The sequence below is a fragment of the Stutzerimonas zhaodongensis genome (assembly GCF_003696365.1).
Taxonomy (GTDB): Bacteria; Pseudomonadota; Gammaproteobacteria; order Pseudomonadales; family Pseudomonadaceae; genus Stutzerimonas; species Stutzerimonas zhaodongensis.
In genome coordinates, this window is sequence record NZ_RFFM01000001.1 from 42,357 (window position 1) to 64,534 (window position 22,178).

At 62.3% G+C, this 22,178-nt stretch carries 24 protein-coding genes; 16 read left to right on the forward strand and 8 right to left on the reverse strand.

The features are described 5' to 3' along the window. Positions 1-47 precede the first annotated feature (47 nt). Positions 48-422 (forward strand): DUF3301 domain-containing protein, encoded by a 375-nt coding sequence (locus tag EA797_RS00200; RefSeq protein WP_122163105.1) that lies wholly within the window; start codon positions 48-50, stop codon positions 420-422. On the opposite strand, the gene EA797_RS00205 is transcribed toward EA797_RS00200, so the two are convergent. Beyond that, positions 375-1,400 (reverse strand): CobW family GTP-binding protein, encoded by a 1,026-nt coding sequence (locus tag EA797_RS00205; protein WP_122163107.1) that lies wholly within the window; start codon positions 1,398-1,400, stop codon positions 375-377. The genes EA797_RS00200 and EA797_RS00205 overlap by 48 nt on opposite strands. Before the next feature lie 90 nt (positions 1,401-1,490). On the opposite strand from EA797_RS00205, the gene EA797_RS00210 reads away from it, so the two are divergent. Beyond that, the gene (locus EA797_RS00210; RefSeq protein WP_122163109.1) at positions 1,491-1,847 is read left to right on the forward strand and encodes an NADH:ubiquinone oxidoreductase; all 357 of its coding nucleotides are present in this window, start codon (positions 1,491-1,493) and stop codon (positions 1,845-1,847) included. A 26-nt stretch (positions 1,848-1,873) separates the two neighbouring features. Here the strand turns inward: EA797_RS00210 and EA797_RS00215 are convergent, their stop codons facing one another. Continuing rightward, the gene (locus tag EA797_RS00215) at positions 1,874-2,395 is read right to left on the reverse strand and encodes a DUF3617 domain-containing protein (RefSeq protein WP_122163111.1); all 522 of its coding nucleotides are present in this window, start codon (positions 2,393-2,395) and stop codon (positions 1,874-1,876) included. Between the two features lie 134 nt (positions 2,396-2,529). Between EA797_RS00215 and EA797_RS00220 the strand changes: the two genes are divergently transcribed. The 4 genes from EA797_RS00220 (at position 2,530) to EA797_RS00235 (ending at position 7,824) form a co-directional block, all read left to right on the forward strand. Next, on the forward strand, positions 2,530-3,048 hold the full coding sequence (locus tag EA797_RS00220; protein WP_122163113.1) for a sigma-70 family RNA polymerase sigma factor: 519 nt from the start codon (positions 2,530-2,532) through the stop codon (positions 3,046-3,048). Then, positions 3,049-3,996 (forward strand): FecR domain-containing protein, encoded by a 948-nt coding sequence (locus tag EA797_RS00225; RefSeq protein WP_122163115.1) that lies wholly within the window; start codon positions 3,049-3,051, stop codon positions 3,994-3,996. A 102-nt stretch (positions 3,997-4,098) separates the two neighbouring features. Further along, entirely contained in the window at positions 4,099-6,570 is a 2,472-nt protein-coding gene (locus EA797_RS00230) for a TonB-dependent siderophore receptor (RefSeq protein ID WP_122163117.1), read from the forward strand. A gap of 69 nt (positions 6,571-6,639) precedes the next feature. Further along, a complete protein-coding gene (locus tag EA797_RS00235; RefSeq protein ID WP_122164624.1) occupies positions 6,640-7,824 on the forward strand; it encodes a PepSY-associated TM helix domain-containing protein in 1,185 nt (394 codons plus the stop codon). A 113-nt stretch (positions 7,825-7,937) separates the two neighbouring features. On the opposite strand, the gene EA797_RS00240 is transcribed toward EA797_RS00235, so the two are convergent. The 3 genes from EA797_RS00240 to EA797_RS00250 form a co-directional block, all read right to left on the reverse strand. Beyond that, positions 7,938-8,339, reverse strand: a complete 402-nt coding sequence (locus EA797_RS00240) for a DUF1850 domain-containing protein (RefSeq protein ID WP_122163119.1) — start codon at positions 8,337-8,339, stop codon at positions 7,938-7,940. Beyond that, entirely contained in the window at positions 8,336-10,369 is a 2,034-nt protein-coding gene (locus tag EA797_RS00245; RefSeq protein ID WP_122163121.1) for a TRAP transporter permease, read from the reverse strand. Before EA797_RS00245 ends, EA797_RS00240 begins: the two co-directional genes overlap by 4 nt. Positions 10,370-10,537: 168 nt before the next feature. Then, entirely contained in the window at positions 10,538-11,491 is a 954-nt protein-coding gene (locus tag EA797_RS00250) for a TAXI family TRAP transporter solute-binding subunit (RefSeq protein ID WP_122163123.1), read from the reverse strand. A 361-nt stretch (positions 11,492-11,852) separates the two neighbouring features. Between EA797_RS00250 and EA797_RS00255 the strand changes: the two genes are divergently transcribed. Then, positions 11,853-12,281 (forward strand): DNA methylase, encoded by a 429-nt coding sequence (locus EA797_RS00255; protein ID WP_122163125.1) that lies wholly within the window; start codon positions 11,853-11,855, stop codon positions 12,279-12,281. 222 nt (positions 12,282-12,503) lie between these two features. Then, complete coding sequence (locus EA797_RS00260; protein ID WP_122163127.1) at positions 12,504-12,746, forward strand: hypothetical protein; 243 nt, start codon at positions 12,504-12,506, stop codon at positions 12,744-12,746. A 3-nt stretch (positions 12,747-12,749) separates the two neighbouring features. Here the strand turns inward: EA797_RS00260 and phnN are convergent, their stop codons facing one another. Then, on the reverse strand, positions 12,750-13,289 hold the full coding sequence (phnN, locus tag EA797_RS00265; protein WP_122163129.1) for a phosphonate metabolism protein/1,5-bisphosphokinase (PRPP-forming) PhnN: 540 nt from the start codon (positions 13,287-13,289) through the stop codon (positions 12,750-12,752). A 102-nt stretch (positions 13,290-13,391) separates the two neighbouring features. Here phnN and EA797_RS00270 point away from each other — a divergent pair, with 102 nt between their 5' ends. The 8 genes from EA797_RS00270 (at position 13,392) to mdcH (ending at position 20,068) form a co-directional block, all read left to right on the forward strand. Continuing rightward, a complete protein-coding gene (locus EA797_RS00270; protein WP_122163131.1) occupies positions 13,392-13,829 on the forward strand; it encodes a YqaA family protein in 438 nt (145 codons plus the stop codon). Positions 13,830-13,945: 116 nt separating this feature from the next. Continuing rightward, positions 13,946-15,613 carry a malonate decarboxylase subunit alpha gene (mdcA, locus tag EA797_RS00275; protein WP_122163133.1) on the forward strand — a complete coding sequence of 556 codons (1,668 nt, stop codon included), beginning with the start codon at positions 13,946-13,948 and terminating at the stop codon, positions 15,611-15,613. After that, positions 15,613-16,488 (forward strand): triphosphoribosyl-dephospho-CoA synthase, encoded by an 876-nt coding sequence (locus EA797_RS00280; RefSeq protein ID WP_122163135.1) that lies wholly within the window; start codon positions 15,613-15,615, stop codon positions 16,486-16,488. The genes mdcA and EA797_RS00280 overlap by 1 nt, the downstream gene beginning before the upstream one ends. A 2-nt stretch (positions 16,489-16,490) precedes the next feature. Beyond that, a complete protein-coding gene (locus EA797_RS00285) occupies positions 16,491-16,790 on the forward strand; it encodes a malonate decarboxylase subunit delta (RefSeq protein WP_122163137.1) in 300 nt (99 codons plus the stop codon). Then, positions 16,783-17,649, forward strand: a complete 867-nt coding sequence (locus EA797_RS00290; protein WP_122163139.1) for a biotin-independent malonate decarboxylase subunit beta — start codon at positions 16,783-16,785, stop codon at positions 17,647-17,649. The genes EA797_RS00285 and EA797_RS00290 overlap by 8 nt, the downstream gene beginning before the upstream one ends. After that, on the forward strand, positions 17,646-18,431 hold the full coding sequence (gene mdcE, locus EA797_RS00295; protein ID WP_122163141.1) for a biotin-independent malonate decarboxylase subunit gamma: 786 nt from the start codon (positions 17,646-17,648) through the stop codon (positions 18,429-18,431). The genes EA797_RS00290 and mdcE overlap by 4 nt, the downstream gene beginning before the upstream one ends. Before the next feature lie 84 nt (positions 18,432-18,515). Continuing rightward, positions 18,516-19,136: a malonate decarboxylase holo-ACP synthase gene (locus EA797_RS00300; protein WP_122163143.1), complete on the forward strand. Its 621-nt coding sequence runs from the start codon at positions 18,516-18,518 to the stop codon at positions 19,134-19,136. Further along, positions 19,133-20,068, forward strand: a complete 936-nt coding sequence (gene mdcH / locus EA797_RS00305; RefSeq protein ID WP_122163145.1) for a malonate decarboxylase subunit epsilon — start codon at positions 19,133-19,135, stop codon at positions 20,066-20,068. Before EA797_RS00300 ends, mdcH begins: the two co-directional genes overlap by 4 nt. 163 nt (positions 20,069-20,231) lie before the next feature. On the opposite strand, the gene EA797_RS00310 is transcribed toward mdcH, so the two are convergent. Both EA797_RS00310 and EA797_RS00315 read right to left on the reverse strand, forming a co-directional pair. Further along, the gene (locus EA797_RS00310; protein ID WP_122163147.1) at positions 20,232-21,548 is read right to left on the reverse strand and encodes a TRAP transporter large permease; all 1,317 of its coding nucleotides are present in this window, start codon (positions 21,546-21,548) and stop codon (positions 20,232-20,234) included. Beyond that, positions 21,545-22,114 carry a TRAP transporter small permease subunit gene (locus EA797_RS00315; protein WP_122163149.1) on the reverse strand — a complete coding sequence of 190 codons (570 nt, stop codon included), beginning with the start codon at positions 22,112-22,114 and terminating at the stop codon, positions 21,545-21,547. Before EA797_RS00315 ends, EA797_RS00310 begins: the two co-directional genes overlap by 4 nt. Between the last annotated feature and the right edge of the window lie 64 nt (positions 22,115-22,178).

A 22,178-nucleotide genomic window follows, 5' to 3' on the forward strand; every position in this document is an offset into this window, starting at 1 on the left:
GCTATGTGCTTGCCGCACTTAAAGGCTACGGGTGGGGAGTACCGCTCGTGGTAACGCTCGGAAATCTGTTCATATTCCTACTGCTGATGGCGGTTGCCGCCTGGTTCTGGCACTCACACGGCATACGTGAGCGCGCATTGTCGGCAGTACGCCGCCACTGCAAGAAGATGGATGTCGAGCTCCTCGACGGCAATGTCGCATTCCGCCGCCTTGGTTTGATCCGCGATACGCGAGGGCAGCGCCGTTTCGCGCGTATCTACGGGTTCGAGTTCACCGTGACTGGTGAACAGCGGCATCAGGGCAGCGTCGTCATGTTCGGCGGCCGCCCCGGGCCCATCGAAATGGACGCACATCCCTATCGGGAGCCACTCGATTCAGGTCGCATCATTCAGATGGATGACTGGCGTCGGCGCGACGACTGATGCTGCTGGTCCAAGTCGGCATGTCCCGATCGCGGCCGCTAACGTCTTCTCGTTCTGCGGATCGTCGAATATCAGTTCGAGGCGCGAATCTCTTCGCCACTCGCTTGGCTTGAACAAGAGTGGATCGCTGGCCAGGGCGTTGGCCGAACGCCAGCCTTCGGCCCCATGCATGACCATCTTCGCCCGCCTCCAGCCCATGCCCTTCAGGGTGTCTGCGATGCGTTGCAGGTCGAAACGCTGACTGGGGTGCCAGCGCCAGCCGATGCTCCAGCCATCACTATTTCCCTGGCTCATGCAGAATGGCTGGGTCTGGTCCAGCCAGACGCCACCCAACGCCGCCGGGGCTGTAGTGGGCGGTAGAGGCGTCTGTATTGGGTCAAATCCGGCTGGTGCTCCGAAACCTGGCAGTCGGACGATCGGCAACTCGCCTTGCCGGGTCCAGTGCAGCGGTAAGGGCGGCAGGGTGGTGATTACGCTATCGCGTTCGGCCTGCGTCAGGCTTTCGCTCTTGTTCAAAAGCAACAGCCCGCTGTGTTTGAGCGCTTGCAGCTGACTGGTTGGCAAGGGCTCGCCGCGCGTCAACGCCGCTGCGTCAAGGACCGTCACGCTGGGGCGCAACGCCAGGATGCCGCGCCAGGGTGGGCTGTCCAGCTGAGAGAGCAGCTCCGCAGGGTGGCCGAGCCCCGAGGGTTCGATCAGCAGGCGATCCGGTTGCGCTTTGCGCAGCAACCGATTCAAGCCCACCTGAAAGGGCACACCGTTGACGCAGCACAGGCATCCCCCGGCCACTTCAGCCAGGGTGATCCCCGTGTCATCTGTGCTCAACAGTGCGGCGTCTAGCCCGATCTGGCCGAACTCGTTGATCAGAATAGCCCAGCGCTCGGTTGCCGGTTTTTGTGCAAGCAACGAACGGATGAGGCTGGTTTTGCCGGCCCCTAGCGGGCCGCTAATCATATGGGTAGGTATTTGATTCAGCATCTGGCTATGGTGCGCATCCGGACGGTGAGATGAAAGCGATTTCAGGTCCTGCATGCTAGAGTCGCGGCGGACAGGTCAAGGTGATTGAAGATGCGCGCTAGTGGAATTTTGCTGTTGGCTGTAGTCGTGGCTGGAGAGGCGTGGGCCGAGGGCTGCGTCATCCACAGTCATGATGAACGTATCGAAGTGAAGCTCTGTCAGCAGAACCGTACGATCCCCGCCGAGCTGTTTCGCTCAGGCTTCTGTCAGCCGGAGCTTCCAGGCCAGGAAGTCGAAGTCACTTTCGTCGATCAATGCCCCACCGGCGCTTTCGGTGTGTGCCGCAATGCGCAGGTATCTAACATGCCTTACCGGCAGGATATCCATTACTACGGCATTGCGTCGGATGCACGTTTTCTGCAGCCAGCGTGCGAGCAGACCAATAAAGGCGAATGGGCTGTCGAGTAGTGCCTGCTGAGGTTCCACGTGAAACCCTATTGATTTAGCGGCTTCAGCTGACCGCAGTGATCGCTTATCCACTTCCCGCGTGATTGCATACGGCTGCTGCCTTCCTGAGTACCGGTGCGATATTGGCTATCGATGATACTGACGACCTCGCGATCACTGATCAGTCGCGTTTCGCCTTTGCCAGTTGCATCAGGGCAGTCGAAGCTGAACTCCCATAGATCATCCTTCTGGTTGGTGACCTCCTGCTGACAGCCCGCTTCGTCCTGAAATGGCAGCTGACGCGATTTCACCTGCGCAGCGCTCAGGCACATACGAATACCGCCAGTGCCCAGCTCAACGCCTTGTGCGGCGAGCATATCCTCCATCATCTTGCGTTGCTCTGCCGGCAGCGCCTTCATTTGTTCGACCATTTCGTCCATGCCTGGCATCTCGGTGCCGTTCACCTGGATGTCATCACTGGTGATTTCCCAGAGGCCGGGTCGCATTTCCAAGGAAAAGGCAGGGGCTGAGGCAATCAGCAATGCAGCTGCGAAGATCGTGTATTTCATGTCAAAGCTCCAATTCGATTTGAACACAGCCTAGCCCAGCCAGCGTTTGACGCAGTGGCGTGATTGCTGGTCATAGCTTTGCGTTTATGAGAAGCGTTAGCATTAGCAACTCGCAATACCAAAGGGCATGATGGATGGCGACCGAGGGTGTGGTCCGGCAACACCAACTGGTGCATCGACTTTATGTCGATCATCAGGGCTGGCTGAACGGTTGGTTTCGCCGGCAGCTCGGCTGTACCCAGAAGGCCGCGGATTTGGCTCAGGATACATTCGTACGTCTGCTGGCCAAGGGCAATGGGCTCGATGCCATCCACGAGCCGCGTGCCTATCTGCATACCATTGCCCGAGGCTTGCTGATCAACCATTGGCGCCGCAAGCAGATCGAGCAGGCTTATCTGGATGTGATCGCTCTGCAACCTGAAGCGGTCGCGCCCTCGCCGGAGGAGCAGGCACTGGTCATCGAAACGCTGATGCAGGTCGATGCCATGTTGGCGCGCCTGCCAGCCAAGGTGCGCCAAGCTTTCCTGCTGTCACAGCTGCACGGGATGACCTATGCGACCATCGCGATTGAACTTGGCGTGTCTGAAAGGATGATCAAGAAGTACATGGCGCAAGCCATGTTGCACTGCCTGACGCTGCTTGAGGACGAATAGGTGAGGTTTGATTATCAAGTCCTGCAGGCGGCGGCGCAGTGGTTCGCGGTGCTGCAGTCGGAAAGCGTCTCTGACGATGACCGCCAGGCGTGGCGCTGCTGGGTCGAGGTTCCTGAGCACGCACGAGCCTGGCAGCGCGTGGAACAGATCAGCGGTCGCTTCGAGCCCATCGCTCGTGATCCGTTTGGTCACCAGGCCAGCGCCTTGCTTCAGCACCAGCCGAGTCGGCGCCGCGCATTGAAAGCCTTGTCCGTCCTGTTGGGCGGAGGGGTCCTGACGCTGGCCGGGGGCGCCGCGCCCTGGCGTAGCTGGACGGCAGATCAGCGTACTGCTATTGGCGAGGTGCGCGACTGGCATCTGCCTGATGGCTCGCAGCTTTGGCTCAACACCGATAGCGCGGTAGATGTCGCCTTCGAAACAGGCGTTCGCAATATCGCCTTGTACCGCGGGGAACTGCTGATCCAGGCAGTGGATGAGCAACGCCCAGTGGTTCTGCGAACAGCCGAGGGCAGCCTCAAGACCCGTAATGCCGCGCACTTTTCCGTTATGCAGCGCGACGGCGCCACGCAGCTTAGTGTGTTCGAGGGCACGGTCGAGGTTCGGCCCACCACCGGGCGGCCGCGCATTGCGGTACAAGGGCAGCAGGTTGGTTTCGACAGTCGGGATGTCCAGCTGGATCGTCCGGCTCAGGCCGGAAGACAGGCTTGGACGACCGGCGTACTGCTCGCAGACAACCTGCGGCTGGACGATTTCGTCGCGGAGCTCAGCCGTTATCGTCCAGGGTATCTCGGCTGTGATCCGCGCATTGCTGGCCTGCGTGTGGTGGGGGCTTATCCACTTGCCGACACTGAGCGCGTGCTCGATGTGCTTGCCAGCACCCTGGGGCTGCGGGTCAACCGCCGGATGCCGTGGTGGGTCAGCCTGGAGCCGGCGCAAGCGAGCGTCTGAAAAATCAATCGGAAAATATTCTCATCTGCAGTTCCCCTTTTAGCGGCATCGCTGGGCATAACCGCAACGATCACGATTTTGCCCATGCAAAAAGGATGAATCATGCGCTCCAGTGCTTTGCCGCTTCGCTGTCATATCTCGTTATCTCAGGCCATTCGCGCCGCCATGTTCTGTCTGCCTTTGGGCACAATTGCCGCAGCACCGGTGGCGCTTGCTCAAACTGCCAGCCAGCATGCGGTGCGCAGTTATGAGATACCTGCAGGCCCGCTCTCCAGCGCCTTGAGCCGTTTTGCTGGTGAGGCGGGCGTGATGCTGTCAGTCGATGGCAGTCTCATCGGCGACCGCCAGTCACAGGGGTTGCGAGGCCAGTATGGTGTGGAAGACGGCTTCGACACCCTATTGCGTGGCAGTGGTCTGCAGGCTGTTCGTGACGCACGCGGCGCCTATTCGCTGGCGTCCACCAGTGCAGCCGAGCAGGCGCAAGCCGTCGAGCTGAAGCCGATGGTGGTCGAAGGCTTTGCCCTGGGTAACGCATTGGGTGCGATGGAAGGCTACAACGCAACACACAGCAGCGTAGCCACCAAGACCAGTATGCCCTTGCTGGAAACGTCCCAGTCGGTCTCCGTGGTTACGCGTCAGCAGATGGACGACCAGGGTGCGCAGACCGTTTCCCAGGCCATGCGTTACACCCCTGGTGTCATGACCAATCCGTACGGCGCCACCCATCGCTACGATTACCTGGCGATACGTGGCTTCAATGACGGCTCGGTCGACAACATCTTCCTCGATGGGCTGAAGATGATGGGCGACAGCGGCACCTACAGCAGCATGCAGATCGACCCGTATTTCCTGGAGCGCATCGATGTCCTTAAAGGGCCCTCGTCGGTCCTCTACGGCCGCAGCCTGCCGGGAGGCCTGGCTGCGTTGACCAGCAAGAAGCCTACGCAGGAGCAGTACCGGCAGGTGCAGGCGACGGTTGGAAACAACGATCAGCGTGGCGTGGGTTTCGACTTCAGTGGTCCGCTGGATGAAGAGGGACGTGTCGGCTATCGCCTGATCGGCCTGGCGGATCAGGCTGACACTCAGTTCGATCATGTCGAAGAAAAGCGATATGCGCTGGCGCCAACCCTGAGCATCGAGTTCAGCCCCGATACCTCGTTGACGCTGCAGGCCTATCTGCAGAAGGACCCCGAAAGCGGCTACCACGGCGGTCTGCCCGCCGAGGGCACGCTCTACCGACGCAACGGTCGCTATCTCGCCGATGATTTCTTCGAGGGGGAGCCGGGCGCCGAGAAGTTCGAGCGTACGCAGCAGATGCTGGGTTATCAGTTTCAGCATCGCTTCAATGACGTCTGGTCGATGCGGCAGAACTTCCGCTATCTGGACTCCACAGTGGAGAGCGAGCAGGTATACAGCGCCGGTTGGGGCTCAGGCGCTTCCGAGCTGGCCCGTGCCTACACGGGCGCTGACGAAGCCATCCACTCCTGGATCATCGATAACATGCTGCAGGCGGAGTTCTACACCGGGGCCGCTCAGCATACTGTTGTCACGGGTCTGGATTACCAGAGACGCAAGGCAAAGGTCGATTACACCGCGGGCACCGCGAGCAGCCTGGACGCCTTCGATCCGGTCTACGGCGGAACGGTCACGCTCAACCCGGCGTGGTCGTCCAGCTCCACTCGGCGCCTCGAGCAGACCGGGCTCTACCTGCAGGACCTCATGGAGATCGACCGGTGGCGCGTTTCGCTTGGGCTGCGTCAGGACTGGGTCGAGATCAGTGACGAGGACGAGATCTATGGTGGCAAGACCGAGGCCGACCCAACCCAGTTCACTGGCCGTGCCGGGCTGCTGTATCTATTCGATAACGGCTTGGCGCCGTACCTGAGCTATTCCGAGTCGTTCAACCCAAATTCCTTCGCTGATGCCGACGGCAAGCCGCTTGCACCTACGGAGGGCAAGCAATGGGAGCTGGGGCTGAAATACCAACCGGTGGGGACGGACGATCTCTACACGGCATCGCTGTTCCACATCGAACAGGAGAATCTGGCCTCCAAGCTGCCGCAGGAAGATTTCTATCGCCCCATCGGAGCGGTGCGTTCGCAAGGTCTTGAGCTCGAAGCGCGCATGCAGCTGACAGATAGCCTGCGCCTGCTTGGCAGCTACACCTATACGGATATCGAATATTCGAAAACTACGTTCAGCACTCTGTTCGGCCAGGAAAACCTCGACAACCGGGGTAACACCCCGCCGCAGTCTGCAAAGCACATGGCTTCGCTCTGGGTAGATTACCGTGTGCTAGGCGGCAGCCTGGACGGGCTCAACAGCGGGGCAGGGGTTCGCTACGTAGGTGAGGGCTGGGCCGATGCGGAAAACACCGTTCGAGTGCCGTCCTACACGCTGTTCGATGCGTCAGTGGGATACGACCTCGGCAGGGTTGGCCTGCACGGTGTGGACGTTCGCCTCAACGCCAACAATCTGACCGATGAGCGCTACGTGGCGTCCTGCGCCAGCCTCGGCTATTGCTACATGGGAGAAGAGCGAAACGTAACGGCGACGGTCAGCTACGAGTTCTGATTCGCAATTGTTACCAGCCGCCTGGCATCGATGCCGGCGGCTTTCGTGTTTTTACAGTTGGTAGATGCGATGCGACCCATCCTCGTTCTTCTGCACCGCTACGTTGGCCTGGCGACGGCGCTGTTCCTGTTTCTGGCGGGCATCACTGGCAGCGTTCTGGCCTTTCATCACGAGCTGGATGAGTGGCTGAACCCCGTGTTCTATCACACCTCCAGCGAGGGCGCGGTGCTGTCGCCGGGCACGCTGGTCGAGCGGGTCCAGCAGGCCAACCCGCGCATGCAGGTCTGGTACATGGAGTTCCCGGACGAGCCCGGCCATGCCGCGCTGCTGGCGCTGGTGCCGCGCAATGACCCGGCTACCGGTAAACCCTATGAAGACAAGCCGGTGGTGCAGTATCTCGATGCCGTAACGGGTGACCTGGTCGGCACACGCCACTGGGGTGAGTGCTGTTTTTCCAGGCAGAACCTGGTGCCTTTCCTGCTGGAGTTTCATTACAACCTGACGTTGCCGGGCAGTTGGGGAATCTGGCTGATGGGCATCGTTGCGATCTTCTGGGTGCTGGACTGCCTGGTCTCGCTGCTGCTGACGTTCCCCCGTGGTCGACCTTTCTTCGGCAAGTGGAGGACGGCCTGGAAGATCAAACGCCAGCGGCTCAACCACGACGTGCATCGCGCCGGTGGCTTGTGGTTGTGGCTGCTGCTTACCCCGGTGGCGGTCAGCAGCATCGCCATGAACCTGCCTGAGCAGGTGTTCAAGCCGGTAGTGTCGCTGGTATCAGCGGTCGAGCCGAGCGTCTACGCAGCACGTGGCAAGTTGCCCAAGGATGAGCTGGGCGTGACTGGGTATGACTTCCACCAAGCTTACGACTACGCCATGCAGCACGCCGCCGACCTGGGTTTGAGCGAACCCATCGGTGAGCTGTACTACAGCTTCGAATACAACTTCTACGGCGCCGGTTTCGGTGATCACGACAGCAACCAGGGCAACGCCTGGCTGTTCTTCCACGGCAGCGACGGCACGCAACTGCTGGGGCAGGAGATTCCGGGGCAGGGCACCTTGGGCGAGCGGTTCCATCTGCTGCAGCCGGCTATACACGGCGGGCGTATTCTCGGCATGCCGGGACGCGTTCTTATCGCGCTATTGGGTGTGGTGATTGCAGGGCTGTCGGTGACCGGCGTGGTGATCTGGTGGCGCAAGCTGCGCGCCAGACGCGTGGCGGCGAGCAAACGCAGAGAGGCGCTGCAGGCGATCTGACAACCGCTCTCGGCGCTGAGCCATGTAGGGTGGATCACGCTTTAACGATCCACCAGGCGACCTGTGCATCCCGTACGTGGCAAGGCCTTCAGCACAGGTTGCACGATCATTAATTAGGTGGAGCCGACCGCTTGCGCGGCGCAGCTCCAGAGTTCCAGCGCGGGCTGCTCCGCTTTTGGCGGACCGAGCCATTCGCTCATGGCGTGACAACGCTGGTTGAAACACAGTTGGTAATCCCCTGCTTCGGGGGTTCGCCCCACGCGCAGCGGTTGCAACGGCGGCATCTGGCGCTGGTAGTGCCAGGCCCCGTCACGCAGTTCGGCGTCATCCGGAATTTCCATCCCGGCACCTGAACCCTTGACCCGCGCTTCGCCGAGCAGCAGCCCCTCCGACGTCACGCGGTAATCTTCTTCCCAGCGGATCTTCTCGATCGTGTGGTTCCAGGCCAGGGTGAATTCGGCCGTAGGCACTTCTGCCCACACCACCCCAGCCAAGCCCAGACATAGGCCTATCACGCCAGCGCTGGCCGCGCGCGGCGGGCGCGGATAAGGTGCTGGGCAAGCAGCAGGATGCCGATGCCAAAGCCGATTTCATCGGTGATCGGCAGCGCCATGATCAGCGTCGCGCCGGCGGCAAAGGCCAGCATCCGCTCCCACCACGCCAAGGGGCGTTGCAAGTAGCCAATGGTGGCGACGCCCCAGAGGCAGATGGCGAAACCTGCCTTGAGCACCATGTAAGCCGTCATCCACAGGCTGTCGCCCTGCATCATCAGCGCCGGGTTGTAGACCGCCATGAAGGGCACCACGAACCCGGCAATGGCAATACGCACCGCCCACATGCTGATCTTCAACCCGGTCTCTTTCGCTATGGGCGCCGCTGCAAAGCAGGCCAGCGCTACGGGAGGCGTAAGGTCGGCGAGGATGCCGAAGTAGAAGACGAACATGTGCGACACGATCAGCGGCACGCCCAGGTCCAGCAGGGCCGGCGCTGCAATCGAGCTGGTGATGATGTAGTTGGGAATGGTTGGAATACCCATGCCCAGCACCAGGCAGGTCAGCATCGTCAGGATCAGCGACAGGAACAGGTTGTTCTCGCCGACCGCCAGGATGTACCCGGCAAAGGTCGAGGCCACACCCGTCAGCGAGACCACACCGATGATCACGCCGACCAGCGTACAGGCGATACCAACCGGGACTGCGTGGCGTGCCCCTTCAACCAGCGCATGCAGGCAGATCACCAGCGTGTCCCGGCCGCCCTTGATGAACCAGCACACTGCAACCAGCGCGGCGATCACTCCGAAAATCACCCCGATGCCCAGCTGGAAGAACCCGGCACAGAGCACACCCAGGGCTATCCAGAACGCAATGCGCAACGCAAATGACGAGACCCTGAGAATGATCGCCGAGCCAAGGATGACGATCGCTGTCAGCGCAAGGCCGATCATTCCCGAGAACAGCGGTGTGCGGCCCGAGAACAGCAGGTAAACGAGCACGAACAACGGAATCAGCAGGAACCAGCGTTGCCTCACGGCGGCCCAGGCGCTTGGGCACTCTTCCTTTGGCAGACCCTTGAGGTCGGCGCGCTTGGCTTCCAGATGGACCATCCAGAATACCGAGCCGAAGTAGAGAAGGGCCGGAATCAGCGCCGCCTTGGCGATCTCGATGAAGGGGACATTGATGGTTTCAGCCATGATGAAGGCCACGGCGCCCATCACCGGCGGCATCATCTGGCTGCCCATCGAGGAGGTGGCTTCGACGCCACCGGCAAAGGCGGGGCGATAGCCGAAACGCTTCATGAGCGGGATGGTGAACTGCCCGGTGGTGACCACGTTGGCCACGCCGGAGCCGGTGATGGTGCCCATCAATGCCGACGACACCACCGACACCTTGGCCGGCCCGCCCAGCTTGTGGCCGAACAGGCCCATGGCGAAGTCGGTGAACAGCTTGATCATGCCGGCCTGTTCGAGAAATGCACCGAACAGGATGAACAGGAAGATGTAGGTCGCCGACACATAGGTTGGCGTGCCGTAAAGCCCCTCGGTGCCAAATGCCAGCTGATTGACCATCTGATCGAGAGCGTAGCCGCGATGCGCCAGATCGCCTGGCAAATACTGGCCGAGCAGACCATAGGCCAGGAACAGCGCACAGATGATCGGGAGCGCGATGCCCATGACGCGGCGGGCAGCCTCGAACACCAGCACGATCAGCACGATGCCGACGTAGAAGTCCAGCGTGGTCAGGTCGCCGGAGCGTTGGATCAGATCGCCCTCGAAGTACCATTGGTAGAACGCAGTGCCCATGCCTGCCAGCGCCAAGACCCACGCCAGCGGCTGCCAGGGGCGACCATTGCCTTTCGCCGGAAAGCACAGATAGACCACCATCAGCAGGAAGCCGACGTGACCAGCACGCAGTACCTGACTCGATACCGGATGGAAGGCCGCCATGATGATCTGATAGGTGGAAAACAGCAGGGCGACGTAGAAGAGCGCCTTTGGCCAATTGGCCGCACTGCCTGCAAGGCCCTGTTCTTGTTGTAGTTCGCTCATGAATTGCCTCGAGCTGATGAAAGCGTGGTCGCGTAGAGCCGCTAACAAAACCTGCCGTGGGTTCACGCTGGTTTTACTAGCGCCTCTTCAATTTCGATTCGCGGAGCAGTGGCGCGAGCGCGCCTACTGGTCAGAGTAGGGGCAGCGCAGCCGCTGCCCCTGGCGTCGTCACAGCGCGCCGGCTTCCTTGTAGAAGCGCTCGGCACCCGGATGCAGCGGGATCGGCAGATCCTTGGCAGCGTTCTCCAGCTTGATGTCCTTGGCCGCAGAGTGAGCATTGCCCAGCTGATTCAGGTTTTCGAACAGCAACTTGGTCATCTGGTAGGCAACGTCGTCGGACACACCTTCATGGGTCACGAGGATGTTGGTGATGGCGACCGTGGGGACATCAGCTTCCTGGCCGTCGTAGGTGCCTGCGGGGATCATCGCAGCCTGGTAGGCGGCATTGTTGATCTTGGCGACTACATCTTGCGGAATCTCGACGTAGTTCAGCGGCATGGTCGAAGCCAGGTCGCGAATGGCAGCCATGCCCAGACCGGCCGATTGCAGGGTAGCGTCCAGCTGACGGTTCTTGATCAGCTCGACCGACTCGGCGAAAGGAAGGTATTCCACCTTGCCCATATCTTCGTAGCTCAGGCCCGCGGCCTTGAGGATGGCGCGAGCATTGAGCTCGGTTCCGGACTTCGGCGCGCCCACGGAGAGCGATTTGCCTTTCAGGTCAGCCAGGGTCTTGATGCCAGATTCCTGACTTGCAACGATCTGGATGTAGTTCGGGTAGCTGCCGCCGATGGCACGCAGTTTCTTCAGCGGCGCCTTGAAGCCGGCTTCTTCCACGCCATTCCAGCCGTCAGCGACCGAATCGCCCAGGGCGAAGCCCAGCTCACCACGGCCTGCTTGTAGCAGGTTCAGGTTTTCGACCGAAGCCTTGGTTGCCTGTACAGAAGTCTTAGACCCCTCGATGCCCTTGCTGTACAGCTGGGAGATAGCGACGCCGATCGGGTAGTACACGCCGCTTGTGCCGCCCGTGAGGATGTTGATGAAGGTCGGCGCGGCCACCGCTGCGGTGCTGGCGGTGAGGGCCGCTGCGGCAGCGAGCAGGGCGAAACGTTTGGTCATTCTCATGGTGTCACTCCATTTCATTGTTATTGGTTTTGCAGAACTGACGATAGACGATCAGTCGCAGCCGTTGAGCTGCAAGCGGGACAAGAACGGACGGAGACACACGAATGGCTTTCGCTGGGAAAGCAGGGGTGCGCTGTGCGGCTTTTCTTGTCTTTGATCGCATCGGGCTATGACGCTATAGCACGAGCCGTGCCACAGCTTATGAAGGCTCTGGCGCGGCGCCGCATTGCGGAGCACCACGGTGCGTGCGCGGAAAGTCGCCTACTCCGCAGATAGCGTAGGCGGATTTTTGCCGACTCCCTGATGAAACCTGCGCCTTCGACTGGCGTCGCAAGGGAGTGGTTAATCGCAGGGGTGGGGTATGGCAGAGGAAATCGGCGCGACGGCTTTGGGAATCGAGATCGAGAAAGGGGAAAAGGAGCTGTTCAAATGGTTCATCGCCAGCTTCCTGTTCGGCAAGCGCATACAGCGTGACATCGCCGCCGAGGCCTATCGCATCATCGTCGACAAGCATGGTCGTGACACACCGACAAAGCTTGGCAGCTGTAGCCGACGCGCACTGGTCGGCATGCTTGGCGAAGCGCGTTACGTGCGTTATGACGAGTCCACTGCCGACCGGTTGATCAAGCTGTGCGAGAGGCTCGATCGTGAATACGGTGGAGCGCTCGGTGCCATTCGCGAGCGGAGCGAGGATCGCAGGGAGCTGGAGAAGCGTCTGGCGCAATTCGAGGGCGTTGGGCCAAAAACCGTAGAGATCTTCATGCGTGAGGCGCAGAAAGTCTGGTTTTGACAGACAGCTCAAGGGCAAAGCCAGTATCTGGCGACTGTCTTCAGCGCAGTCAGGGGCGGCTGTGCAGATAAGAGCTTCCTGGCGAGTTTACCGTCCTGCCTTCGACTGCCCCCACTTCGTCGGGTAATAAAGCCCAAGACGGTGACAGCGTCCGACCGGACGCGCTTGCGTCGTAAATCGATCCGGCTAAAGTGGCGCCAGCCTTTCATCGAAGCCCGACCTATGCGTGACGTCCTCATTGCGTTCAGCCTGCTCCTGCCCCTGCTGGCCTCAGCCGCGCCGGCGCCGTATTACCAGTGGCAGAGCAAGGCTGACGGTACGGTAATCTGCCGGCAGACGTCGCCTGGACATGGCTGGGAACTGCTCAACGGCCAGCCCTTCCGGGACCTCAACTGCACCATGCCGGCTGCGCGTATCGAGCGCCCGAGCGCCGTGCCAGGGTTTCATCCGCAGCCTGGGCGCTGACGCCTAGCGGTCGATGAGCCGCAACAGTTTATCCACCGATTCCTGCAGATCGCCTGAGTTGTCCAGCAGGAACAGTTCGTCGAGTGAGTCCTCGAAGCGGGCGTTGCGCGCCAGACGGGCCTCGATCTGCTCCGGCGTTTCGCGGTTGCGCTTGAGCAGGCGCTGGCGCAGCACCTCGGGGCGAACGCTGAGCAACACCGTCAGCATATCTGGATAACGCTGACGCGCCTGTTCGAAGTAAGCGCGTGAGCCATTGACCAGCACGTCCTCGCCCGCTGCCAGCCACTGGTCGATCTGCAGTGGAATGCCATAAGCCAGTTCGTTAGCCCGCCAGCTCATGGCAAAGGCACCGCTGCGCTCAAGCCGGTCGAACTCGTCATGGCTGACGGCCTCGGCGGACTCGCCCACGGCCTCAGCAGAGCGCGTGATGACTCGCCGTGCGATGCGCACCCCGCGCGCGGTCAGCCGCTCGCGAGCAGCATCGAGCAGGCTGTCCTTGCCTGAGCCGGATGGGCCGATGAGATAGATCAACCTGCCTTTCATCAAAATCCTCTGTTACCGTTTCGTTCGCTGAGCCTTGCTTCCGCTCGACGGCGCACAAAGCGCTTCAATCCGACGTGTTTTCCATCCGCCAGTAGAGCCTCCATGCTCGACGTGTCTGCCTATTTCGGCCTGTTCATCGCGGCATTCGCAGCGGCGACGCTGGTGCCGGCGCAATCCGAGGCCGTGCTGGTCGGGTTGCTGCTGCATGGCGCCTACTCGCCAGCCGTTCTGCTGTTCCTGGCAACCCTGGGCAATGTGCTGGGGTCGCTGGTCAACTGGCTGCTGGGCCGTTCCGTCGAGCGGTTGCGGCATAAACGCTGGTTCCCGGTCAGCGATCAGCAGTTGGAGCGCGCCCAGCGACGTTACCACCGGTACGGACGCTGGTCGCTGCTGCTGAGCTGGGTGCCGATCATAGGCGATCCGCTGACCGTAATTGCTGGCACATTGCGGGAGCCGCTCTGGAGCTTCCTGCTGCTGGTTACCCTGGCCAAGGGCGCACGCTATCTGATTCTTGCCGGCCTCACGCTCGGCTGGTTGTGACGCAGTGCAGCAGCATCGTTAACTTCAGCGTAACAAAGCGCCCCTCTGCTTGATTGATGACCACATGATCAGGTCCCTACTGTGCGCTCCACATAGCGGAAAACTGTGGAGTCAGCATGACAACAACAATATCCCCACCGCCGCAGTGGTCGCGTCGTCGCGCTGAAAAAGCCCGGCGCCTCGATCAGGTGCGCGACCTCGCCGATGGCGTCGTGTTGCCCACTGACAAGATCGTTGCGGCGCTCGAAGCGCTGATCGCTCCCGGTGATCGGGTCGTGCTCGAAGGCAACAACCAGAAGCAGGCGGACTTCCTCTCGCGCTCCCTGGCCCAGGTTGATCCCGGCAAACTCCACGATCTGCACATGATCATGCCGAGCGTCAGTCGCGCCGAGCATCTGGATCTGTTCGAGCGCCAGATCGCGCGCAAGCTCGACTTCTCCTTTGCCGGCCCGCAGAGCCTGCGCATCAGCCAGTTGCTAGAAGACGGGCTGCTGGAAGTCGGCGCCATCCACACCTACATCGAACTCTATTCACGTCTGTTGGTGGACCTGATCCCCAATGTCGCGCTGGTCGCCGGCTTCCAGGCCGACCGCCACGGCAACATCTACACCGGGCCGAGCACCGAAGACACCCCAGCCCTTGTTGAACCAACGGCCTTTAGCGATGGCATCGTCATCTTTCAGGTCAACGAGATCGTCGACGAGCTGCCGCGTGTGGATATCCCGGCGAGCTGGGTCGACTTCGTCGTAGTGGCCGACAAGCCGTTCTACATCGAACCGCTGTTCACCCGCGACCCGCGCCACATCAAGCCGGTGCACGTGCTGATGGCGATGATGGCGATCCGCGGCATCTACGAAAAACACAAGGTGCAGTCGCTCAACCACGGCATCGGTTTCAACACGGCCGCCATCGAATTGATCCTGCCGACCTACGGCGAATCCCTTGGCCTGAAAGGCAAGATCTGCCGAAACTGGACGCTCAACCCGCACCCGACGCTGATCCCGGCGATCGAGTCCGGCTGGGTCGAGAGCGTGCATTGCTTCGGCACAGAGCTGGGCATGGAGAACTACATCGCCCATCGCCCGGATGTGTTCTTCACCGGCCGCGACGGCTCGATGCGTTCGAACCGCATGATGTGCCAGCTGGCCGGGCAGTACGCCGTTGACCTGTTCATCGGTGCCACCCTGCAGGTCGATGGCGACGGCCATTCCTCCACCGTGACCCGCGGGCGTCTGGCCGGTTTCGGCGGCGCGCCGAACATGGGCCACGACCCGCGCGGTCGCCGCCACCCGACCCCGGCCTGGCTGGACATGGCCATGCCCGGCGGCGAGGCCCCGGTAACCCTGCTAGAGCGTGGGAAAAAGCTCGTGGTGCAGATGGTCGAGACCTTCCAGGAAGGCGGCAAACCCACCTTCGTCGAACAGCTCGACGCGGTGGAGGTGGCGAAGAAGAGCGGCATGCCGCTGGCGCCGATCATGATCTACGGCGACGACGTCACCCACCTGCTCACCGAGGAAGGCATCGCCTACCTCTACAAGGCCCGCTCGCTGGAGGAGCGCCAGGCGATGATCGCCGCGGTGGCCGGCGTCACCAGCATCGGCCTGCGCCACAACCCATCGGTGACCGAGCGCATGCGCCGCGAAGGGTTGATCGCCCTGCCGGAAGACCTTGGCATTCGTCGCAACGACGCCAGCCGTGAGCTGCTGGCGGCCAAAAGCATTGCCGACCTGGTCGACTGGTCCGGCGGCCTCTACAACCCGCCTGCCAAGTTCAGGAGCTGGTGATGAGCGCACTCATAGCTAGACAGGCACAGCCGTCGCTGGCTGAGCGCCTGGCGGATCTTGCGGTGCAAGCGCTCATCGACGAAGCCGACCTCTCGCCCAAGCCCGGGCTGGTAGACCGGCGCGGCAACGGCGCACACAACGATCTTCATCTGGGCCTAATGCATGCCTCGGCCCATGCACTGTGGCCGGCATTCAAGGCAATGGCGCAAGCCGCGCAACTTTTCGGTGAAGTCGGCCAGCCCTTGCGCGAAGCGCTCGGTCAACTGGGACGCGAGGGCGAAACCGAAATGCTGCGGGTCACTGCTGGGGTGAACACTCATCGCGGCGCGATCTGGGCGCTGGGGCTCCTTAGCGCCGCTGCCATGCTGAGACCGGATGCGGCGCCCGGGCAAGTCGCCACGACTGCCGCCACTCTGGCTCGGCTGAGCGACCCGGCCGCACCGCACAACCCGGACAGCCACGGCGCGCGGGTCTGCCGCACCTACGGTGTGCTCGGGGCCCGTGAACAGGCGCAGCACGGCTTTCCCGCTGTGCTTGGTCACGGTCTGCCGCAGCTGCTGGCGAGCCGTCGCGCTGGGGCGGGCGAGCAGAATGCGCGGCTCGATGCATTGCTGGCGATCATGAGTGACCTGACCGACACCTGCGTGCTGCACCGTGCCGGCCTCCAAGGCCTTGGCCGCATGCAGCAGGGCGCCCGAGCGGTACTCGATGCTGGCGGTGCCGCCAGCCTCGATGGGCGTCGTCAGCTGCGCGAACTGGATCGCGACATGCTCGCCCTCAACGCCTCGCCGGGCGGCGCCGCTGACCTGCTGGCCGCCACCCTTTTCCTCGACCGCCTGACGCCCGCTGCATCGGCGCCGACTGGGAGCAACTGATCATGGAAACCCTGTCATTCGTATTCGCAGCCGGGCAACCCGCCCGCAGCAAGGCCCTGGTCGGCGTGGTCGGCTCGGGCGATCTGGAAGTGCTGCTCGAACCTGGCCAGGCCGGCAAGCTGGCGATCCAGGTAGTGACCTCGGTCAACGGCGCTGAGCAACGCTGGCGGCATCTGTTCGAAAGGATGTTCCGCGAGCAGACGCCGCCCGCTTTGAACATCGACATTCACGATTTTGGGGCCACTCCCGGCGTTGTGCGTTTGCGCCTGGAGCAGGGGCTGGAGGAGGTCGGCCATGACTGATTCGTCCGCTGATAATGTGGCCCGTTTACTCAAGTCGCGCAGCTTCGTCGAACTCGGTGCCCGCCAGCGTGCCCGCGCACTGCTGGACGAGGGCAGCTTCCGCGAACTGCTCGACCCGTTCGATCGCGTCACCTCGCCCTGGCTACCGAAGCAAGGCATCGTCACCCAGGCCGACGACGGTGTGGTGGTCGCCAAGGGCACCATTGATGGCCAGCCGGCGTTAATCGCCGCCATCGAAGGCGCTTTCCAGGGCGGCAGTATGGGTGAGGTTGGCGGCGCTAAGATTGCTGGCGCCTTGGAGCTGGCCGTCGAAGACAATTTGAAAGGCATCCCGACCCGCGCCGTGCTCCTGCTGGAAACCGGCGGCGTACGCCTGCAGGAAGCCAATCTGGGGCTGGCGGCCATCGCCGAGATCCAGGCTGCCATCGTAGAGCTGCGCGAGTACCAGCCTGTGATCGGTGTAGTCGCAGGCTCGGTCGGCTGCTTCGGCGGCATGTCCATCGCTGCTGGGCTGTGCAGCTATCTGGTGGTCACCCGGGAGGCCCGTATCGGCCTCAATGGCCCGCAGGTGATCGAGCAGGAAGCCGGCATCGAGGAATACGACTCGCGCGATCGCCCCTTCATCTGGAGCCTGAGCGGGGGGGAGCAACGCTACGCCAGTGGTTTGGCTGATGCTTATGTGGCCGACGACACCGATGCCATTCGCGAGCAGTTGCACGAACTCTTCGCGCTTGGCAAACCCGTTCAACCGCGTAGCCGCCGCCACGCCTGGTTCCTCCAGCGCTTGGCTGACGTCGATACCCTTGAGCAGCTCGACGCCGCCGCCGTGCGCGCCCTGTATGAAGGAGATGCCCGATGAGCCGTGGACTGAACTGGTTGCAAGCGCTGGCCGGCGGCCAGGCCCTGGCGGGCTATCCGGCCTCGATAAAGGTCATCGACGGTTCACTTGGTGCACGCGCCGCGCGTTTTGTCGCTGTTGTGCCGGATGTCGAAAATCCCTTTCCTCGCGCGCGTAACGGCGAGGTCGGGCTGCTAGAGGGCTGGGGTCTGGGTAAGGCCGTTGATGAAGCCATTGAAGCTGACCGAGAGAAAACAGAGAAACAGGTGCTGGTCGCTGTGGTCGATGTGCCGAGTCAGGCCTACGGGCGCCGCGAAGAAGCCCTCGGCATTCACCAGGCGCTCGCCGGTGCAGTGGACGCTTATGCACGCGCTCGTCTGGCTGGCCATCCCGTGGTCTCGCTGCTGGTGGGCAAGGCCATGTCCGGCGCCTTTCTCGCGCACGGTTACCAGGCTCAGCGGATCATCGCCCTGCGCGATCTGGGCGTGATGGTGCACGCCATGGGCAAGGCCGCCGCTGCGCGCATCACCCTGCGTAGCGTCGAGGAACTCGAAGCCTTGGCCGAATCGGTACCGCCGATGGCGTACGACATCGATAACTACGCCACCCTTGGTCTGCTTTGGAAAACCCTTTCGGTGGACGATATCGAGCAACCGGCGGGTGATGACCTGCAGCGGGTTCGCGATTGCCTGGAGCGGGCCGTGGAGGACATCGGCAACAGCAGCGATCTGCGTGGCCGCCTCGGTGCGTCGAATCGCGAGGCGTCTTCGCGAGTGCGGGAGATGCTGCGCGCGCAGTGGTGATCCGCTCACAGCTGTCCGATGAGTCCGAAATCAGCTTCGATTTTGCGTGTCTCACCTTCAACGACACTCACGAGGAGGCTGTAAATGCATGACCGTCCATGCCCCCATGATCTGCTCTGGGGCATGAGCCCGGCGCAGTTGCCCGCTGACGCACCGGCGTGGGCGCGACAGGTGCTTGAAGCCGGCCAGCCGGTGGTGGTGCGACGGGCGATGGTAGCGAGCGGGCAGATAGCCGTGGGCATACGTGGCGCCTCGCGTGACCAGCGTTACGCCACGCTCATGCCCATGGACTCCGTGCGCCGGCGCGTGCGACCTGAAGAACTGATCGAAGGCGTTCAAGCCGGTGATCTACCGCCATTGCGTGCGCTGGTGCAGCTGATGCCTGCAATGGATGAGCTCGGTCTGGACTGGGGGATAACCGGTTCGGTCGGCTATCAGCTGGCCACCGGCATTCCCGCTGCGCATGCCAATAGCGATCTCGATCTGCTCGTGCGAGCTCCGCGGGCGATCACGCGGCCGAGCGCCCGCGAGCTGCTGCGCCTGCTGGATGCCGCGCCATGCCGCGTTGACCTGCAATTGGAGACCCCAGCCGGCGCCATCGCGCTGCGCGAGTGGGCTGGCGACTCGGATCGAGTATTACTCAAGTGCCCGACCGGTGCGCGGCTGGTGGCCGATCCTTGGGCCAGGGCGGAGCAGGTGGCATGAGCAGCCTGTTCGCCTTTCCTGGGCAGGGCGCGCAGAAGCCCGGCATGTTGCACCGCTTGCCGCAGGAGGTTGAGGTTCTCGAGTGCCTCCGGCAAGCCAGCGAAGCGCTGGACGAGGATGCCCTGGTGCTGGACAGCGAAGCCGCGCTGAGATCCACCCGCGCCGTGCAGCTGTGCTTGCTGATTGCCGGCGTCTCCAGCGCGCGACTGCTTATGCGAAGCGGCCAGGTGCCCGATTATGTGGCTGGGCTGTCCATCGGTGCCTACGCCGCCGCGGTGGTAGCCGGCTCGCTGGACTTTCAGGACGCCGTGCGTCTGGTCGCGCTGCGCGGAGAACTGATGCAGAACGCCTATCCCGACGGCTTCGGCATGACCGCCCTGATCGGCCTTGATCTCGGCACCGTCGAACGTTTGCTGTCCGAGGTGCACGATGAAAACACGCCGGTACACCTGGCCAACATCAACGCCGACAACCAGATCGTCATCGCCGGATCGGACGGGGCCATGGCGTTGGTCGGGCAGCGCGCCAAGTTGCTGGGCGCAAGCGGCGTGACGCGTCTGGCGGTCAGCGTGCCGTCCCACAGTGCGTTGCTGAGCGCACCTGCCGCTCGGCTCGCCGAAGCCTTCGCCGGCATCGAGCTTCGCACGCCTCGCCTGCGCTATCTGAGCAGCACCACGGCACGACCCATTTTCGATGCCGAGCGCCTGCGCAATGACCTGGCTTTCAACATGTGCCGCGTCGTCGACTGGTACGGCACCCTGCGCACCGCCTACGAGCGCGGCGTCCGGCTGCATATCGAATTGCCTCCTGGATCGGTACTCACGGGCCTGGCGCGCCGGGTTTTCGAGCAGGGCACGCTGGTTGCGTTCGACGGCGCCCGGCTCGACACGCTGGTTGCCTTGCTGCGTCAGGAAGCGGATCAGGCCCAGTAGCGCTCAGCTTCAAGTGCCCCGGAACAACCTCTCACCAATCAAAGACGCCGCCCCTTGGTGGTCTGCCCTGATCGTCGTGTGTACGGGCAATCGCGCGAAAAAAAAACGGGCTTCAGATTGAAGCCCGTTAAATCGGCCTACGGCCAATGGCCAACATGCACCGTTAGATCGCTTCGCCCATCACGTAGTCCGGCAGGATGGTCGCGATCTGTGGGAACAGACACAGCACGATTATCGCCAGCACCATGACCAGCGCGTAGGGAAGCGCGCCCCAGAGAATTTCCCGTGTCGGCACCTGAGGCGCGATCCCGTTGATGACGAACAGGTTCAAGCCCAGCGGCGGGGTGATCAGACCGATCTCCATGTTGATGGTCAGCACCACCGCAAACCAGTAGGGATCGAAGCCCGCCTGTACGACGATCGGGAACAGCAGAGGCGCGGACATCACGATCACGGCCACTGGCGGCAGGAACATCCCGGCTACGAGCAGGAACACGTTGATCACGCCCATCAGCACCCAGCGATTGACCTCCAGGCTGGCGATCGCCTCGGCCAGTGACTGCGTGATGTACAGCGAGGACAAGGCAAAGGCGAACAGCTCGGCCGAAGCCAGGATCATCATGATCATGACGCTTTCGCGCATGCCGGAGCCGAAGATGTTGCGGAACGTACCCATTTTGAACAGCCGGTACGCCAGCACTACCACCACCAGCGTGAGCATGGCACCCGCGCCGGCTGCTTCCGAAGGCGTCGCCACGCCGCCATATAGCACGTAGAGAACGCCAAGGATGATCAGCATCAGCGGCAGTATCCGCGGAAGAGCGGCAAGCTTGTCGCGCAGGCTGTAATACACGCCTTCAGCGCCGAAGCGGAAGCCCTTTCGGCGGGCATCGAGCATCGCCCAGGCCATGAACATGGCGGTCAGCATCAGGCCAGGCAGTACACCGGCGAGGAACAGCCGGCCAATGGAGGTTTCTGTCGCGATGCCGTAGATGATCATGGTGACCGATGGCGGCAGCAGAATGCCCAGCGTGCCGCCTGCCGCGATCGAACCGGTCGCGACTGAGGATGGGTAGCCTCGGTTGAGCATCTCCGGAATGCCGAGCTTGCCGATGGCCGCGCAGGTCGCAGGGCTCGAGCCGGTCATTCCGGAAAACACAGCGCAGGCGCCGATGTTCGACAGCACCAGGCCACCCGGTACCTTGTACATCCAGCGGTCCAGTGCGCGATAAAGGTCGGCTCCGGCGGGCGTGCCCGCAACGATAGCGCCCATCAGTACGAACATCGGGATCGAAACGAAGGCCAGGTTGCCGATGCCGGCGAACATGGTCTCGGCCACCACGCCTATCACTTCGGGGCCCATCGCCATGAACAGACCGCCCATGGCCGCGAGTCCGAGGGCAAATGCGATGGGCATGCCCGTGGCGAGAAACAGCAGCAAGGCACAAATCAGAATCACGCCTGCAAGGGTTGGAGTCATGGTGCTTCTCCGAATCTCTGATGGGAGTGCAGGGTGTTTTCGTCCTCGGCGGACGTGGGATTTTGCGCCGGCGATGTGGCCAGTTCGGGGTTGAACAGCTTCATCAGCTCAACGATGTACTGCAGGCACAGCAGACCGAAGCCCACCAGCATGGGAGTCGCGGGAATCCACAGCGGAATGGCGGCGATGGTCGGGGTGGTCCAGCCACCTTCCCAGGCCTCGTAGACGTAGATGCCGCTCGCCACGGTCATCAGCACGCAAAACGCCAGACCCAGCAGTGCTCCCAGGCATTTCATCCGGCGTTGGTTCGGTGGCGACATCATCAACTCGATGACATCCACGCCAACGTGGCCTTTCTTCATCAAGACGTAGGGTGCGCCGATGAAGATCGCGGCAGTGGCCGCAAACACCACGACCTCGGTCTGCCAGATGGTGGGCGCCCTGAACAGGTAGCGCATGAGGATCATCTGGCACATGACGACCATGGCGACGATCAACAGGAAAACGGAACTGATACCACCCAGGCGCGACAGGGCCTCGATGGATCGAACGATATGTTTGGACATGGGGACTACTCCTCAGAGCCCGCGCCGTGTGGTGGGAACCCGCGGCGCGCGCTCGATCACGCTA